The organism is Actinospineispora spinosispora DSM 44797 (genome assembly GCF_000429025.1).
Classification (GTDB): Bacteria; Actinomycetota; Actinomycetes; order Mycobacteriales; family Pseudonocardiaceae; genus Pseudonocardia; species Pseudonocardia spinosispora.
Genome location: NZ_KE386836.1, coordinates 57269 through 73521, shown reverse-complemented (window position 1 = coordinate 73521; position 16253 = coordinate 57269). Strand labels below are relative to the sequence as shown.

Genomic DNA, 16253 nt, shown 5'->3' with positions numbered 1-16253 from the left:
TATAGTGCCGCCGTCAGACGCGGTAATCCAACTGTCGGTCGTCTTACCAGGTGCGGGCCTCGTGGACCAGGTGGTTGTGGATGGTCGCCAGGTGCGGGTCCGAGGCCGGTGCGGTCCGGGTTGCCAGGAACAGGGTGTTGATCGGCGGGACGGCCGGTTCCAGGAGTGGGACGAGTGCGCCTGATCGCAGCTCATCGGCGCACAGGTAGCGCGGCAGGACCGTGACACCCGCGCCGGCGACGGCCGCCGCGAGCACACCGCGCAGGTCGGGAAGGACCAGCGCGGCCATGCGGGTCAGGCGGGATTCGAACACCGTGCGCCAGTAGCGGCGCAGCAACGGCAGGTCCTCCGCGTAAGCCAGCAACGGGACGTCGGCGAGCTGGCTGGGACCGCGCTCGGCCACATCCAGCCGCCGCGCCCAGCTCGGAGCCGCGACCAGGACGAACTCCTCGTCGGTCAGTGGTGTGGCGTGCACCGTGCGTCCTCGCGGGCGGACCGTCGACAGCACGAGATCGAACCGGCCCGCGACCAGTCCGCTCAGCAGTTCGTCGGCGAGACCGGTGGTGACCCGCAGCTGCAGGCCGCTCGCCACCAAGGACGCCAACGCCGGCATCACCCGGGCCGTGATCAGTTCGGCCGGTCCGGCCAGGTGAACGGGTCTGGCGAACTCGCCCGCCGTCGCACCGCGTTCGGCGACCTTCGCCAGCGCGTCGATGTGCGGGCCGACCTTCGCGGCCAGCTCGTCGGCGACCGGCGTGGGTGCGACGCCCCTCGGCAAACGTTGGAACAGCTGCTGATCCAGCTGTTTCTCCAGCGCGCGCAGCTGTGTCGTGACGGTCGGCTGGGACAGCCGCAGCTGCTCGGCGGCGCCGGTGAGGGTGCCCGCGCGGTACACCGCGAGGAAGGTGCGTAGCAGCGAGAGATCCACTGCCATAGTTTCCCCTATGGATGAGCCATAGAGAACGTATTGGTGACCGGACGTCGACGAGCCTAACGTCGAATCCGTGACCACAAGAATCCTCATCGCGTTGACCAGCCACGACCGACTCGGCGACACCGGCAGATCCACCGGCTTCTACGTTCCGGAAGCCGCCCACCCGTGGAAGGTGTTCAGCGAGGCCGGCTACACCGTCGATCTTGTGTCGGTACAGGGTGGCGCCCCGCCCCGGGACGGCCTCGACAGCGCCGACCCGATCCAGGGCGAGTTCCTCGCCGACCCCCGGATGAGCGCGCAGCTCGCTGCGACACCGCGCCCGGCCGATGTGGACCCGGCCGAGTACGACGCGCTCTTCTACGCGGGCGGGCACGGCACGATGTGGGACTTCCCGGACGACAAGGCCCTGGCCGCGCTCGCCCGGGACATCTACGAGGCGGGCGGCGCGGTGGCGGCGGTGTGCCATGGTCCGGCCGGTCTGGTGAACGTCACCCTGTCCGACGGTTCGTACCTCGTCGACGGCAGGACCGTGTCGGCGTTCACCGACGCCGAGGAGGGCGCGGTCGGCATGACCGAGGTCGTGCCGTTCCTGCTGCAGTCCACGCTCCAGGCACGCGGCGCCACGCACACCGGCGCCCCGAACTTCCAGCCGCACGTTGTCGTCGACGACCGTCTGGTGACCGGTCAGAACCCCGCGTCGGCGCGAGGCGTGGCCGAGGCGGTCGTCGCGGTGCTGGCCGGGCGGTAGTGGTCCGGCCGTGGCGGGGCGGGGAGTTCGCCGCCCTGGCTGCGGTCGATGACCGTTGGTGCCGGGTGAACGAGTGGCCGTGGCCGCTCATGTCGGCCTGCTGTGGCCGTTGTTGCGGAGTGAAGCGGTGGCCGGGCGGGTGGAGTTCGCGCCCGTGGCCGCGGGTGGTGCCGTGGCCGCATGGCCGGCGCGTGGGCGGGTGGGGTTCGAGCCCTCGCTGGTCCGGCGACCGCGGCGATCGGGTGTCAGCTGTGGGCGAGTTCCAGTACGTCGGCGAGCAGGGTGAGGGATTCGTCGAGGGTGCGGTGCTCGCCTTCGGTGAGCTCCGGCGTGATGGCGACCTCGGCGACGCGGCGCTGCAGGTCGCGCAGCTGGTCGATCCAGACCGAGGGCGCGTGCGGCACCAGGGTGTCGATCCTGGTGTGCAGCTCCCAGGACAGACGGTGCAACGGCAGGTCGTCGCGGCGGTAGTGGGCGAGCGTGTCGCGGATTCCGTCGGAGATGAAGCGGACGCAGATGTTCATGGGTTTCAGCCGTTTCGAATGCGGGGTGCACTCGACACACGAACCGATCCGCGGTGTCCTCGACCTCGGCGTCGGTAACAACGAGGGAGGCTGACCTGCGGAAACGGTGTGAATCGAGCACAGCGATAAGCCAGGGAAGGAAAACACCTGGTCTCCGCGGTCAGATTCACACCGAGACCTCACATTGCGGGCTCATCCGGCGTCAGTGGACGTGTTCACACCGAGGCGTTCAGAACGCGCGCCAAGAACCTAGCCGATGATCACGGGTCGCGTCAAAGGAACGGACTACTTTCTGCATGAAGGATCAGGCACCCATGACCTCGTTGGGGCCTGGAGCGGGTCGGGCGGGGGCAGTTGGGTGGCGGGCCGGTCGAGTTCCGCTGTCATGACATCCTTCGCGTCGAACACGGCCGGTTCCGTGAGTGCTCGGTGTTGTCCTCGGACATCTCCGAGCTGCTGACGCCCTGAACGCTGGCCACCGATAATAAGGACAAGCGGTGAGTGAGCAGATGGCCGTCGGCCGGCCGGCCGACGAGCGGCCACGGTCCGGGCGGGTGACCGGCGCGTTGTTCGGTGTCGCGGTCGTGGCCACCGCAGTCGTGCTGTGGAGTCCGGTGGTGCCGATCGGTTCGCCGGCTCTGGCCGCGTACCCGGGGTTCGCCCAGCTGACCGCGTTCCGGCTGCCGTTGGCCGTCGCCGTGGCCGCGTCCGGGTTGGTGTTGCTGCCGCTGGCTCACGTCCGGGTGTGGGGTCTGGTGTTCGTGATGGTGGGGCTCTCGCCGCTGCCGCAGATTCTGCCCCGGGCGTTCGGGCATCCGGCCGAGGCGCCGGCCGGCGCGAGCACGCTGACCGTGTTGAGCATCAACGTTCTCGCCAGTGGCGCCGACCCGGCCGAGATCGCGCGGCTCGCCGTCGAACGCCGGGCCGATGTCGTCTCGTTGCCGGAGGCGTCCATGGCGTTCGCCGCCTCGGTCGGTGAGCGGGCCGCCGTCCTGGGGGTCGAGTACCAGCGAGCCACCGACAACCCGAGCGCGACCAGCAGCCCGTTCGCCACGTCGCTGTTGGTCCGGCGGGAGCTGCGGCCGGAGTTCACCGTGGCGCGGATTCCGTCGCACCTGGGCTCGGTGACCGCCGTCGCGCAGACCCCGGCGGGCCCGGTGCGGGTCGCAGCGGTGCACAACTTTCCGCCGCTGCCCGGTCACGAGGATTCCTGGCGGGACGACCATCAGCCGCTGGCGCGACTGTGTGGCCGGTCCGGCCCGATGATCCTGGCCGGCGACTTCAACTCGACGCTCGACCACCCTCCGCTGCGTTCACTGCTCGACGCCGGCTGTGCCGATGCCGCCGCGACGGTCGGGGCCGGTCTGCACGGCACCTGGCCCAGCGTGCTGCCGGCGTTCCTGAGCGCGCCGATCGACCATGTCCTGCTCGCCGGCGGGGCCGGGCCGGTCACCGCGTTCGACGTGATCATGGTGTCCGGCCCGGACCATCGGGGGCTGCTCGCCACGATCGCGCTCGCTCGATAAGCGTGCTGGGACGACCGACTCGGTGTGCTGACAACCCCGACTCGCGCGGCGGAATCCAGCGACTCGCGCGGCGGAATCTAGCGACTCGCGGGTGGGGGGACCGGGCGCTGGGCCTCTCCCGTGTAGCCGGCCAGGGGGCGGATCAGGGCGTTGGCGGCGGCCTGTTCCACGATGTGCGCGGTCCAGCCGGTGATCCTGGCCATCACGAAGATCGGGGTGAAGGTCGGGATGTCGAAGCCCATCAGGTGGTACAGCGGGCCGGCCGGGTAGTCCAGGTTCGGGTGCAGGCCCTTCTCCCGCAGCATCGCCGAGGCCAGCACCTGGTAGGTCGCCAGCAGATCGGTGCGACCGGACAGGGTGGCGACGCGTTGCAGCTCGGCGCGCAGCGTCGGCACGCGGGAGTCACCCCATTTGTAGACGCGGTGCCCGAACCCCATGATCTTCTTCTTCGACGCGAGCGCGTCGGCCAGCCACAGCTCCGCATGGTCGGCGTCGGTGATCTCGGACAGCATGTGCATGACGGCTTCGTTCGCGCCGCCGTGCAGCGAGCCCTTCAGCGCGCCGATGCCGGCGACCACCGCGCTGTACAGGTCGGACAGCGTCGAGGTGACGACGCGCGCGGTGAACGTCGAGGCGTTGAAGCTGTGCTCGGCGTACAGCACGAGCGACACTTCGAAGGCGCGCACGATCTCCGGGTCCGGCACCGTGCCGAAGCACATGTGGAAGAAGTTCTCCGAGTAGCCGAGATCGGGCCTGGGCTGGATCGGGTCGAGGCCGTGGCGGCGGCGCTGGTCGAGCGCGACGACCGTGGGCAGCGTGGCCAGCAGGCGCAGCGACTTGTCGTGGTTGGCGGCCGTGTCGTCCTCGGCCGGGTCCTGCGCGCCGAGCCAGCTGACGGCGGTGCGCAGCACGTCCATCGGGTGGCAGGTGTCGGGCAGCCGCAGCAGCAGCGACGACAGGCCCCGGTCGATCGGGCGCAGTGCCCGTTCGCGTTCGGACAGCGCGTGCAGCTCGCGGGCGGTCGGCAGCTCCCCGGTCCACAGCAGGTGCGCGACCTCCAGGAACGAGCACTGCGCGGCGAGCTCACCCACCGGGTAGCCGCGGTAGGTCAACGAGTTGGTCTCCGGGTTGACCCGGGAGATCTCGGTGGTGTCCACGACGACACCGGCGAGGCCGCGCTTGATCTCCGGAGCAGTGGTTGTGGTCATCGAAGGTGTCCTTTCAGAACAAGCCGCGGGTGGCGAGCGGGCGCTGACCGTTCGGGACGGCGAGGGTGAGTTCGCCGAGCTCCTCGGCGGACAGCTCGGGCAGTCGCTGCGCGGCGGCGAGGAAGCGGTCCTGCTCGGCTGCCTCGACGACGCCGTCGGCGAGACCTCGGAACTTGGCGACGTACTGCTCACGGCCGAACGGGCGGGCCCCCAGCGGGTGCGCGTCGGCCATGGCGATCTCGTCGGTGATCGTGGAGCCGTCGGCGAACTCGACGACGACCCGGCCGCCGAACGCCTTCTCCCCCGGATCGGTCGAGTGGTAGCGGCGCGTCCACTCCGGGTCCTCGACCGTCGAGATGGCGTGCCACAGCGCGGTCGTCGTCTCGTCGACCGCACGCACCGGCGGGTAGGACCGGTCGTGGTGGAACTGCCCGTCCAGCAGCGCGACGGCGAAGATGTACGGGATCGAGTGGTCGAGGGTCTCCCGGCTGGCCGACGGGTTGTACTTCTGCGGGTCGCCCGAACCCGAGCCGATCACCTGGTGGGTGTGGTGGCTCGTGTGGATGACTATCGATGTCACAGCCCGGCCGGCGATCCGGGGACCGAGGCGCCGTGCCAGGTCGATCAGCGCCTGGCTCTGGTACTCGGCGGAATGTTCCTTCGTGTAGGTCGCCAGAATGCCCCGGCACGGCTCGCCCGCTTCCGGCAGCGACACCGTGTATCCGGCGTCGGGGCCGTCGAGCAGCCAGGCGATGACACCGTCCTCGCCCTCGTAGATCGGCGCGGGCGCACCCTGGCCGAGCATCGCGCGGTCGACCGCCTCGATGGCGATCTTGCCGGCGAACGCCGGGGCGTAGGCCTTCCAGCTGGAGATCTCGCCCTTGCGGGACTGGCGGGTCGCGGTCGTGGTGTGCAGCGCCTGGCCGATCGCCTGGAAAGTCACCTCGGTGGGCAGCCCGAGCAGCGCGCCGATGCCGGCGGCCGCCGACGGGCCGAGGTGCGCGATGTGGTCGATGCGGTGCGCGTGCAGGCAGATGCCGGTCACCAGCGCGACCTGGATCTCGTACGCCACGGCGATCGCCCTGGTCAGCGTCGCGCCGTCAGCGCCGGTGTGCTGGGCGGCGGCGAGCAGCGGCGGGATGTTGTCGCCGGGGTGTGAGTAGTCGGCCGCCAGGTAGGTGTCGTGGAAGTCCAGCTCGCGGACCGCGACGCCGTTGGCCCAGGCCGCCCATTCCGGCGAGACCCGCACCGAGCCCGCGCAGCCGAACAGGGTCGCACCGGCCCTGCCGCCGGGGGCCGGGTGCCGCAGCGCCTGGGCACGAGCCGCGAGTACCGGCGCCCTGCCGATCGAGGCGAGCGCGACGCCCGCGTTGTCGATCACCCGGTTGATCACCATGTCGGTGACGTCGGCCGGTGGGCCGACCGGGCGGGTAGCGACCTCGGCGATCTTCCAGGCCAGCTGGTCCTCCCGGGCCGGGTTCTCCTCGCTGCGATGGACCCGCACCTTGTGGTCGATCATGGTGCGCTCCTCCTCCTTCGTCTGTGGGTGTCGTGAGTGCCGAGTGGTCCTATAGCAACCCTCAGCACTCACGGGGTGGGGTAGGCGTGGAAACCTCGGCCGGTCTTGCGGCCGTACAGGCCGGCCTCGACCATGCGGCGCAGCAGCGGCGGCGGTGCGTACAGCGGCTCACGGTGCTCGGCGTACATCGACTCGGCGATCGCGGACACCGTGTCCAGCCCGATCAGGTCGGCCAGGCGCAGCGGTCCCATCGGGTGGGCGCAGCCGAGCGTCATGCCGGAGTCGACGTCGGCGGCGGAGGCGAAGCCGGACTCGACCATGCGGATCGCGGCGAGCAGGTAGGGCACCAGCAGCGAGTTGACCACGAACCCGGCGCGGTCACCGGCGCTGATCGTCTGCTTGCCGAGGACCTTCGTGACGAACGCCTCGACGCGGTCCCTGGTCCGGGGGCTGGTGGTGAGCGAGCTGACGACCTCGACGAGCGGCAGCACCGGGACCGGGTTGAAGAAGTGCAGGCCGATGACGTTGCCCGGCCGGTCGGTCACGGTGCCCAGCTTCATGATCGGGATCGAGCTGGTGTTGGACGCGATGATCGCCGAGGGGTCGGTGAGCGCCTTGTCCGCGCGCCGCACGACCTCGGTCTTGACCTGCTCGTCCTCGACGACCGCTTCGATCACCAGCTGACGGTCGGCCAGCTCGTCCAGGTCGGTGCCGAACCGAAGCCGCCACGCGGCCTTCTCGCGTTCCGCCGCGCTGAGCTTGCCGCTGCGCATCGCGCGGTTTAGCGAGGACAGCACCCGGTCGCGTCCGGACTCGAGCGCGATCTGGTTCTCCTCGACGACCAGCACGTCACACCCGGCACGGGCGCATACCTCGGCGATGCCCGCGCCCATCTGCCCGGCGCCGACCACGCCCACCTTCTCGATCTGACTCACTCGTTCTCCCTGGTCAGGACCCGTGAGTGGCGAGTGGTCCGATAGGACCACTCGCCACTCACGGGTGTTTCAGAACTGCGCGGACTCGGTGGAGCCGTGCAGGGCGGTGGTCTCACCGGTGGGGTTGACCGCCGTCGCCACCGCGTCGAACCAGCCGGTTCCGACCTCACGCTGGTGCTTGACCGCCGTGTAGCCGTCGGCCTCGGCGGCGAACTCGCGTTCCTGCAGTGCCACGTACGCGGTCATGCCGTTCTCGGCGTACCCGCGTGACAGCTCGAACATCGAGTGGTTGAGCGCGTGGAACCCGGCGAGGGTGATGAACTGGAACGCGTACCCCATCGCGCCGAGCTCGCGCTGGAAACGGGCGATCGTGTCGTCGTCGAGGTGGCGGCGCCAGTTGAACGACGGCGAGCAGTTGTAGGCGAGCATCTGGTCCGGGTACTCGGCCTTGATCGCCTCGGCGTACTTGCGGGCCAGCTCCAGGTCCGGGGTGGAGGTCTCCATCCACAACAGCTCGGCGTGCGGTGCGTACGCCAGACCCCGGCTGATGCACGGCTCGATGCCGCCTCGCACCCGGAAGAAACCCTCCGCGGTGCGTTCGCCGGTGAGGAACGGCTGGTCCCGCTCGTCGACGTCGGTGGTCAGCAAGGTCGCGGCCTGCGCGTCGGTGCGGGCGACGATGACGCTGGGCACGCCGGAGATGTCGGCGGCCAGGCGCGCCGCGTTGAGCGTGCGGACGTGCTGCCCGGTCGGGATCAGTACCTTCCCGCCGAGGTGGCCGCACTTCTTCTCGGAGGCGAGCTGGTCCTCCCAGTGCACACCGGCGGCGCCGGCCGCGATCATCGCCCGCATCAGCTCGAACGCGTTGAGCGGACCGCCGAAGCCCGCCTCCGCGTCGGCGACGATCGGGACGAGCCAGTGCGGGTCCTGTGTCCGCTCCTCCAGGACCGAGATCTGGTCGGCGCGCAGCAGCGCGTTGTTGATCCGCCGGACGACGGCGGGCACCGAGTTGGCCGGGTACAGGCTCTGGTCCGGGTAGGTCTGACCGGCGAGGTTGGCGTCGGCGGCGACCTGCCAGCCGGACAGGTAGATCGCCTCCAGTCCGGCGCGGATGCTCTGCACCGCCTGGTTACCGGTGAGCGCGCCCAGCGCGTGGACGTAGTCCCGCTCGTGCAGCAGCGTCCACAGCCGCTCCGCGCCCAGGCGCGCCAGGGTGTGCTCCTCGGTGACGCTGCCGCGCAGCTTCACCACGTCGGCCGCGGTGTAGGAGCGTTCGATGCCCGCCCACCTCGGGTTGGTCGCCCAGTCGTTCTCGAGGTCCGTTGTCTGCATGGGACATACGTTGATCGGCGCGAGACGTCGGGACCAGATTGGCAAGATTGCGAATCGGAGCGAATCTTAAGAACCAACTTTGCAAACTTTGCGAAGCTTCTTGTTCGCTATAGTGAGCACATGGTGAAGGTCGTGGCCGGTCCGCGCTTGCGTCAGCTGCGCGAGGCCAGGTCGATGAACCAGGCCGAGCTCGCTCGGACCCTGGGCCTGTCACCCAGCTACCTCAACCAGATCGAGCACGGGTCGCGACCGCTCACCGTGCCGGTGCTGATGCGGATCACCGAGGTGTTCGGTGTCGACGCCACGTTCTTCGCGACTCGCGAACCGGCCCGGCTGGTGGCCGAGCTGCACGAGGCGTTCACCGACCTGTCCGGAACGGCGGACAGCCACGTGCCGGCCGAGGAGATCGACCGTCTGGCCACCGAGCTGCCCGCCGCCGCCGACGCACTGCTCGCGTTGTACCGGCGCTACCGGCAGACCACCGAGCAGCTCGCCGCCGAGACCAGGGCGCCGAGTGACGGCACCAACACCGGGCGGCCGCTGCTGCCGCACGAGGAGGTCCGGGACTTCTTCTACCGGCGGCGCAACCACATCGCCGAGCTGGACGACGCCGCCGAGCAGCTGGCGAAGGACATCGGGATCCGTCCCGGCGAGGTCCGCCGTGCGCTCGCCGAGCGGCTGCGCGCCGCGCACGGCGTGCGGATCACCGGCCTCGACGGACGCGACGAGATGCACCGCTACGACGCCGACCAGCGGATCCTGCGCATGTCGGCGCATCTGCGCCCGGGTCAGCAGGCGTTCCGGATGGCCACCCAGCTCGGCTACCTCGAGCACGACGAGCTGATCGAGGAGGTCGCCGACTCGGCCGGTCAGCTCGACGCGACAACGCATCGGCTCGTGCGGATCGGGCTGGCGAACTACTTCGCCGCGGCGCTGGTGCTGCCGTACGGGGAGTTCCAGCGCACCGCCGAGAACTTCCGCTACGACATCGAACGGCTGGCCGACCACTTCGCGATGGGGTTCGAGACGATCGCGCACCGGCTGTCCACGCTGCAGCGTCCCTCGGCGCCCGGCGTTCCGTTCTCCTTCGTGCGGGTGGACCGCGCCGGCAACATGTCCAAGCGCCAGTCCGCGACCGGCTTCCACTTCTCCCGGGGCGGCGGCACGTGCCCGCTGTGGAACGTCTACCAGGCGTTCTCCTCCCCCGGAACGGTGCACGTGCAGGTCGCGGTGATGCCCGATGGCGCCCGCTACCTGTGGGTCGCCCGCTCGGTCACCCGGGGCCGTGGCCAGTGGGGCACGCCGGGCAAGACGTTCGCCATCGCGCTGGGCTGCGAGCTGCGACACGCGGGCCGGCTGGTCTATTCGGCGGGCCTGAACCTGGATGACCCCAGCGCGGCGACGCCCATCGGTGCAGGCTGTCGGGTATGCGAACGCGATTCCTGCGCACAGCGCGCTTTCCCCCGCATCGGGCGCGAGCTCGCGATTCGCGAAGACCGAGGGACGTTCGTGCCCTATCCCACCACCGCTTGACCTGATCGCCAGGGAATCGCCGCCGCTTCCCGAACCCGTGTACACCCTGAGGAGAAGCATGTTCCGGAAACTGTTGGTCGCGAACCGGGGCGAGATCGCGATCCGCGCGTTCCGTGCCGCGTACGAGCTGGGGATCGGCACGGTTGCGGTGTTTCCGCACGAGGACCGCAACTCGCTGCACCGCCTGAAGGCCGACGAGTCGTACCAGATCGGCGAGCCCGGCCACCCGGTCCGGGCATATCTGTCGGTCTCCGAGATCGTCTCCGCCGCACAACGCGCGGGCGCCGACGCGGTGTACCCGGGCTACGGCTTCCTGTCCGAGAACCCGGACCTGGCCGAGGCTTGTGCCGAGGCCGGCATCACGTTCGTCGGGCCGCCCGCCGAGGTACTGCACCTGACCGGGAACAAGGCGCGGGCGATCGCGGCGGCACGCGAGGCGGGCATTCCGGTGCTGGCCTCGACCGAGGCGACCGACGACGTGGACGAGCTGGTCACGAGCGCACAGGAGATCGGGTTCCCGATCTTCGTCAAAGCCGTCGCCGGTGGTGGCGGCCGGGGCATGCGCCGGGTCGAGTCCGCGTCGGCACTGCGCGAGGCCATCGAGGCCGCGATGCGCGAGGCCGAGTCGGCGTTCGGCGACGGGCGGATGTTCCTCGAGCAGGCGGTCGTGGACCCACGCCACATCGAGGTGCAGATCCTGGCCGACGGCACCGGCGAGACGGTGCACCTGTTCGAGCGGGACTGTTCGCTGCAGCGCCGCCACCAGAAGGTCATCGAGATCGCTCCCGCCCCGAACCTCGACCCCGAGCTGCGGGAACGCATCTGCGCCGACGCCGTGGCGTTCGCCCGGTCGATCGGCTACCGCAACGCGGGCACCGTCGAGTTCCTCCTCGACACGTCCGGCAAGCACGTGTTCATCGAGATGAACCCGCGCATCCAGGTCGAGCACACGGTCACCGAGGAGGTCACCGACGTCGATCTGGTCGGCTCCCAGCTGCGCATCGCGTCCGGTGAGACCCTCGCCGACCTGGGGCTGTCGCAGGAGTCGATCGTGTTGCACGGCGCCGCGCTGCAGTGCCGGATCACCACAGAGGACCCGGCCAACGGGTTCCGCCCGGACACCGGGGTGATCTCCACCTACCGGTCCCCCGGCGGCTCCGGCGTCCGGCTCGACGGCGGGACCGTGCACACCGGTGCCGAGGTCAGCGCACACTTCGACTCGATGCTGGCGAAGCTCACCTGCCGGGGCCGGGACTTCCCGACCGCGGTGCGCCGGGCGCGCCGCGCGGTCGCCGAGTTCCGTATCCGGGGCGTCTCCACGAACATCCCGTTCCTGCAGGCGGTGCTCGCGGATGCCGACTTCCAGGCCGGCCGGGTCACCACGGCGTTCATCGAGGAGCGCCCGCAGCTGCTCACCGCGCGCCAATCCGCCGACCGGGGCACCCGCGTCCTGACCTACCTCGCGGAGACGACGGTCAACCAGCCGCACGGGCCGCGCCCGACCGCGGTGGACCCGTCGGAGAAGCTGCCGACCCTCGACCTGCGCACACCCGCGCCGGACGGATCCCGGCAGCTGCTGGCCGAGCTGGGACCGGAGGGATTCGCGGCCCGGCTGCGCGAGCAGACCCGGGTCGCGGTCACCGACACCACGTTCCGCGACGCACACCAGTCGCTGCTCGCCACCCGGGTCCGCACCCGGGACCTGCTGGCGGTCGCGCCGCACGTCGCACGGATGGCGCCCGAGCTGCTGTCGCTGGAATGCTGGGGCGGCGCGACGTACGACGTCGCACTGCGGTTCCTTGCCGAGGACCCGTGGCAGCGGCTCGCCGCGCTGCGGGAGGCCGCGCCGAACCTGTGTCTGCAGATGCTGCTGCGCGGCCGCAACACCGTCGGTTACACGCCGTACCCGGTCGAGGTCACGAACGCGTTCGTCGCCGAGGCCGCGTCCACCGGAATGGACATCTTCCGGATCTTCGACGCGCTCAACGACGTGTCCCAGATGCGCCCCGCGATCGACGCGGTGCGGGGCACCGGGACGGCGGTCGCCGAGGTCGCGCTGTGCTACACCGCCGACCTGTCCGACCCGTCGGAGAAGCTCTACACGCTGGACTACTACCTGCGCCTCGCCGAGCAGATCGTCGACGCGGGTGCGCACGTGCTGGCGATCAAGGACATGGCCGGGCTGCTGCGCCCGCCCGCCGCGCGCACGTTGGTGACGGCGCTGCGGGAGCGGTTCGACCTGCCGGTGCATCTGCACACCCACGACACCGCCGGTGGCCAGCTCGCCACGCTGCTCGCGGCGATCGACGCGGGTGTCGACGCGGTGGACGCCGCCGTGGCATCGATGGCGGGCACCACGTCGCAGCCCTCGCTGTCCGCGCTGGTCGCGGGTACCGACCACACCGAGCGCGACACCGGTCTGAGCCTGCAGGCGGTGTGCGACCTGGAGCCGTACTGGGAGGCGGTGCGCAAGGTGTACGCGCCGTTCGAGTCCGGGCTGTCCTCGCCGACCGGGCGGGTGTACCACCACGAGATCCCCGGCGGGCAGCTGTCCAACCTGCGCCAGCAGGCCATCGCGCTGGGCCTCGGCGACCGGTTCGAGAAGATCGAGGACTGCTACGCCGCCGCCGACCGCATGCTCGGCCACCTGGTGAAGGTGACCCCGTCGTCGAAGGTCGTCGGCGACCTGGCGCTGCACCTGGTCGGCGCCGACGTCGACCCGAAGGATTTCGAGGCCGACCCCGGCCGGTTCGACGTGCCCGACTCGGTCATCGGCTTCCTGCGCGGCGAGCTGGGTGACCCGCCCGGCGGCTGGCCGGAGCCGTTCCGGTCGAAGGCCCTCGAAGGTCGTTCGCCGGCCAAGAACACTGCCGAGCTGACCATCGAGGACCGGCGGGGACTGCGCGACCAGCCCCGGGCGACGCTCAACCGGCTGTTGTTCCCCGCGCCGACCTCGGAGTTCCAGCAGCACCGCGCATCGTTCGGTGACACGTCGGTGTTGGCGACGAAGGACTACTTCTACGGCCTCGAACCCGATGTGGAGCACGAGGTGTCGCTGGAGCCCGGCGTCACCCTGCTCATCGGGCTGGAGGCGATCTCCGAGCCGGACGAGCGCGGGTACCGCACGGTCATGGCGACGCTCAACGGGCAGCTACGTCCGGTACAGGTGCGGGACCACTCGGTCACCACGAACGTCAAGGCAGCGGAGAAGGCGGACAAGAACAACCATCGGCACGTCGCCGCGCCGTTCGCCGGTGTCGTGACGCTGTCGGTCGCCGAGGGGGACAAGGTCACGGCCGGTCAGACGGTCGCGACGATCGAGGCGATGAAGATGGAGGCCGGCATCACGGTCCCGAAGGAGGGCACCGTCTCCCGCCTCGCCATCGGCAACGTCCAGCAGGTGGAGGGCGGAGACCTACTGCTAGAACTGGCCTGATCCCCACCTCCGTGTGCTGAAACCTCGACTCGGTGTGCCAACGTGCCCGACTCGCGGTCGAGGGTCACCCCTCCCCCGCGAGTCGGGCACCCCAGCACCGCGAGTCGGGGTTTTCAGCACCGCGAGTCGGGGTTTTCAGCAGGGCGAGTCGGGAGATTTGGCAGGGCGAGTCGCGGATTTCGGTCCGCCCGTGCACTGGAGGACTGTGGATGTCGGATCGGTGGCTCCTGCTCGTGGCACGCCCGACCCCCGCGGGGCTGGACACGCGGGCGCTCACCGAGCTGGCCGACCTGGTGGCGGCGCGCGTACCAGACGTCGTGCGAGTCGGTTATCTCGACCAGCAGCAGCCGTCGATCCATGAGGTTCTCGACGATGCCGTGACCCGGGGCGCTGTGCGGGTCACCGTTCTCCCGCTCGCGGTGCCTCCCGACGGTTATCTGACCCAGTGGACCGCCCGTGCGGTGGCGAACTGGCGCGAGACTCGAGGCCCGGTTGCCACGGAGATCGATCAGGCAGCGCTGGACACCCCCGCGCTTGCTGATCTGGTGGTGAACCTGGCGAAGGCGGACACGGCACCGGTGACCGCCAGTCCCTCGGCGTTCCGCAGCCCGGCCTGGTCGGTGCTGCCCGAGCACGACCGCCACCTGCTGGTCTGCCGGGGCCCCCGCTGCACCGTGTACGGCGCCGGCGACACCCACCGCGCATTGGCGAAGGCTGCTAGGGGGACGGGCACCCTCGTGACACCGATGGGCTGCGTCGGGCCGTGCAACCTCGGGCCGCTGGTCGTCGAGAATCCCGGCGGCCACTGGCACCAACAGGTGGATGCGGCCGAGGCCACCCGGCTCGCGGGTGCTGAAAGCCCCGACTCGGTGTGCTGAGACGACCGACTCGCGGGGTTACTTGGGTTTGGGGCGCCAGATCGCTATCGCGGTTTGGCGGTGTACCGGGACCAGGTCGCGGCGGTAGGAGGCGTGGACCGTCGCCGCGGTCTGCGCGGCTGCCGCCTGGGCCTCGGCCAGCTGGTCCATCAGGGTGCTGATCTGCTCGCGCAGCCCGTCGACCGTGCGTTCCAGGTCGATGATGCGCTTCACCCCGGCCAGGTTGACGCCCTCGTCCTGGGACAGGCGCTGGACCTCGCGCAGCAGAGCGATGTCGCGCGCGGAGTATCGACGGCCGCCGCCGGCGGACCGGCCGGGGCTGACGAGCCCCAGCCGGTCGTAGCCGCGCAGCGTCTGAGCGTGCAATCCAGCCAGCTCGGCCGCCACCGAGATCACGAAGATCGGACTGTCCAGGTCGGTTCCGGGCGGGAGGCCCGGCACCGAGCGGTCGTGATCCATCACAACAACCCTGCCCTCGGATCGAAGGACTTCGTCGACTCAGCGTAATTCTTCAGCGCGGCCGTTGCCTCCTCGTCGAGCTCGGAAGGGACCGCGACCTCGACCGTGACCAGCAGGTCACCGTTCGCGCCGGTGGACTTCTGCACACCGCGCCCACGAACCCGGAACGTCCGGCCGCTCGACGTGCCGGCTGGCACCTTGAGCGTGACCTTCCCGTCCAGCGTCGGCACTGTGAGGCTCGCGCCGAGCGCCAGCTCCGGGTAGGTGACCGGCACCTTGAGCGTCAGGTCGTCGCTGTTGCGCTCGGACCGGCCGAACAGCTTGTCGGCCGTCACGTGCACCACGACGTACAGGTCACCGGCGGGTGCACCGCCACGACCCGGTTCGCCCTGACCTTTGATCCGGATGCGCTTGCCGTCCGTCACCCCGGCCGGGATGCGCACGTTCAGCGTGCGGGTGCGCGGGCTGATGCCGTCGCCACCGCACTCCGGGCACGGGTCGTCGATGATGCGGCCGGTGCCACGGCAGTCGCGGCACGGCTCGGAGAACGCGAACGCACCCTGGTTGCGGGTGACCAGACCGACGCCGGAACACGTCGGGCAGGTCCGGGGCGTGCTGCCGACCTTCGCACCGGTGCCACCGCAGCTCTCGCAGCGGGCCGGGCTGGTCAGCCGCAGCGCCACGGTCGCGCCGCGCACCGCGTCACCGAAGCCGAGACTGATCTCGCTCTCCACGTCCGCGCCGCGCCGGGACTGGCTGGACGGTCGGGTACCGCCGGCCCGGGCTCCACTGCCGAACAGGTCACCGAACAGACCGCCGAGCCCGCCGGCACCGGCGCCACCAGCTCCCTGGCCGGCGCGGGTCCGGTTCAGCAGGTCGTTCAGATCGAAGTCACTGCTGTTGAAGCCACCGGATCCACCGCCGGAGTACCCACTGCCGAAACCCCCGGGGAAACCACCTGCCCCGCCGGACGCGAACAGCTTGCGTGTCTCGTCGTACTGGCGCCGCTTCTCGGTGTCGGACAGGACGCTGTACGCCTCGCCGACCGCCTTGAACCTGGCCTCGGCCTTGGCGTCACCCGGGTTCTTGTCCGGGTGCAGCGTGCGAGCCAGCTTGCGGTACGCCTTCTTGATCTCGTCGGCCGTCGCCTCGGAGGAGACACCCAGCTCCTTGTAGAAATCCTTCTCGATCCATTCCCGTTCAGTCACCGGGCGCCTCCTC

The 16253-nt window shown here is 70.3% G+C and carries 13 protein-coding genes; 5 read left to right on the top strand and 8 right to left on the bottom strand.

The window, feature by feature from the left end; translation table 11 throughout:
* Positions 1–43 precede the first annotated feature (43 nt).
* Entirely contained in the window at positions 44–934 is an 891-nt protein-coding gene (locus G406_RS0137355) for a LysR family transcriptional regulator (protein ID WP_156935358.1), read from the bottom strand.
* Positions 935–1004: 70 nt separating this feature from the next.
* On the opposite strand from G406_RS0137355, the gene G406_RS0137350 reads away from it, so the two are divergent.
* Positions 1005–1682, top strand: a complete 678-nt coding sequence (locus tag G406_RS0137350; RefSeq protein WP_028937805.1) for a type 1 glutamine amidotransferase domain-containing protein — start codon at positions 1005–1007, stop codon at positions 1680–1682.
* A 245-nt stretch (positions 1683–1927) separates the two neighbouring features.
* On the opposite strand, the gene G406_RS0137345 is transcribed toward G406_RS0137350, so the two are convergent.
* Entirely contained in the window at positions 1928–2206 is a 279-nt protein-coding gene (locus G406_RS0137345) for a hypothetical protein (protein WP_028937804.1), read from the bottom strand.
* Positions 2207–2703: 497 nt separating this feature from the next.
* Between G406_RS0137345 and G406_RS52250 the strand changes: the two genes are divergently transcribed.
* A complete protein-coding gene (locus tag G406_RS52250) occupies positions 2704–3732 on the top strand; it encodes an endonuclease/exonuclease/phosphatase family protein (protein ID WP_156935357.1) in 1029 nt (342 codons plus the stop codon).
* Positions 3733–3809: 77 nt separating this feature from the next.
* Here the strand turns inward: G406_RS52250 and G406_RS0137325 are convergent, their stop codons facing one another.
* The 4 genes from G406_RS0137325 to aceA all read right to left on the bottom strand — a co-directional run bounded on the left by G406_RS0137325 (position 3810) and on the right by aceA (position 8726).
* Positions 3810–4940, bottom strand: coding sequence for a bifunctional 2-methylcitrate synthase/citrate synthase (locus tag G406_RS0137325; RefSeq protein WP_028937803.1), 1131 nt, complete (start codon positions 4938–4940; stop codon positions 3810–3812).
* Positions 4941–4953: 13 nt separating this feature from the next.
* Positions 4954–6459 (bottom strand): MmgE/PrpD family protein, encoded by a 1506-nt coding sequence (locus tag G406_RS0137320; protein WP_028937802.1) that lies wholly within the window; start codon positions 6457–6459, stop codon positions 4954–4956.
* Between the two features lie 68 nt (positions 6460–6527).
* A complete protein-coding gene (locus G406_RS0137315; RefSeq protein ID WP_028937801.1) occupies positions 6528–7394 on the bottom strand; it encodes a 3-hydroxybutyryl-CoA dehydrogenase in 867 nt (288 codons plus the stop codon).
* A gap of 69 nt (positions 7395–7463) precedes the next feature.
* Positions 7464–8726 carry an isocitrate lyase gene (aceA, locus tag G406_RS0137310; protein ID WP_028937800.1) on the bottom strand — a complete coding sequence of 421 codons (1263 nt, stop codon included), beginning with the start codon at positions 8724–8726 and terminating at the stop codon, positions 7464–7466.
* Between the two features lie 120 nt (positions 8727–8846).
* Here aceA and G406_RS0137305 point away from each other — a divergent pair, with 120 nt between their 5' ends.
* The 3 genes from G406_RS0137305 to G406_RS0137295 all read left to right on the top strand — a co-directional run bounded on the left by G406_RS0137305 (position 8847) and on the right by G406_RS0137295 (position 14573).
* Positions 8847–10259 carry a short-chain fatty acyl-CoA regulator family protein gene (locus G406_RS0137305; protein ID WP_028937799.1) on the top strand — a complete coding sequence of 471 codons (1413 nt, stop codon included), beginning with the start codon at positions 8847–8849 and terminating at the stop codon, positions 10257–10259.
* Between the two features lie 58 nt (positions 10260–10317).
* Positions 10318–13695: a pyruvate carboxylase gene (locus G406_RS0137300; protein WP_028937798.1), complete on the top strand. Its 3378-nt coding sequence runs from the start codon at positions 10318–10320 to the stop codon at positions 13693–13695.
* Positions 13696–13904: 209 nt separating this feature from the next.
* Complete coding sequence (locus G406_RS0137295; protein WP_028937797.1) at positions 13905–14573, top strand: CbiX/SirB N-terminal domain-containing protein; 669 nt, start codon at positions 13905–13907, stop codon at positions 14571–14573.
* A gap of 18 nt (positions 14574–14591) precedes the next feature.
* Here G406_RS0137295 and G406_RS0137290 read toward each other — a convergent pair whose 3' ends face one another.
* Together G406_RS0137290 and dnaJ are read right to left on the bottom strand one after the other, a co-directional pair.
* Complete coding sequence (locus G406_RS0137290) at positions 14592–15032, bottom strand: heat shock protein transcriptional repressor HspR (RefSeq protein ID WP_028937796.1); 441 nt, start codon at positions 15030–15032, stop codon at positions 14592–14594.
* Positions 15032–16240 carry a molecular chaperone DnaJ gene (gene dnaJ, locus G406_RS0137285; protein ID WP_028937795.1) on the bottom strand — a complete coding sequence of 403 codons (1209 nt, stop codon included), beginning with the start codon at positions 16238–16240 and terminating at the stop codon, positions 15032–15034. The genes G406_RS0137290 and dnaJ overlap by 1 nt, the downstream gene beginning before the upstream one ends.
* Positions 16241–16253 lie beyond the last annotated feature (13 nt).

What these genes read in the sequence shown, in the direction of transcription:
- G406_RS0137355 (WP_156935358.1), bottom strand. Translation starts at nt 934, where the DNA reads ATGGCAGTGGATCTCTCGCTGCTACGCACCTTCCTCGCGGTGTACCGC.
- G406_RS0137345 (WP_028937804.1), bottom strand. Translation starts at nt 2,206, where the DNA reads ATGAACATCTGCGTCCGCTTCATCTCCGACGGAATCCGCGACACGCTC.
- G406_RS0137325 (WP_028937803.1), bottom strand. Translation starts at nt 4,940, where the DNA reads ATGACCACAACCACTGCTCCGGAGATCAAGCGCGGCCTCGCCGGTGTC.
- G406_RS0137320 (WP_028937802.1), bottom strand. Translation starts at nt 6,459, where the DNA reads ATGATCGACCACAAGGTGCGGGTCCATCGCAGCGAGGAGAACCCGGCC.
- aceA (WP_028937800.1), bottom strand. Translation starts at nt 8,726, where the DNA reads ATGCAGACAACGGACCTCGAGAACGACTGGGCGACCAACCCGAGGTGG.
- G406_RS0137305 (WP_028937799.1), top strand. Translation starts at nt 8,847, where the DNA reads ATGGTGAAGGTCGTGGCCGGTCCGCGCTTGCGTCAGCTGCGCGAGGCC.
- G406_RS0137300 (WP_028937798.1), top strand. Translation starts at nt 10,318, where the DNA reads ATGTTCCGGAAACTGTTGGTCGCGAACCGGGGCGAGATCGCGATCCGC.
- G406_RS0137295 (WP_028937797.1), top strand. Translation starts at nt 13,905, where the DNA reads ATGTCGGATCGGTGGCTCCTGCTCGTGGCACGCCCGACCCCCGCGGGG.
- G406_RS0137290 (WP_028937796.1), bottom strand. Translation starts at nt 15,032, where the DNA reads ATGGATCACGACCGCTCGGTGCCGGGCCTCCCGCCCGGAACCGACCTG.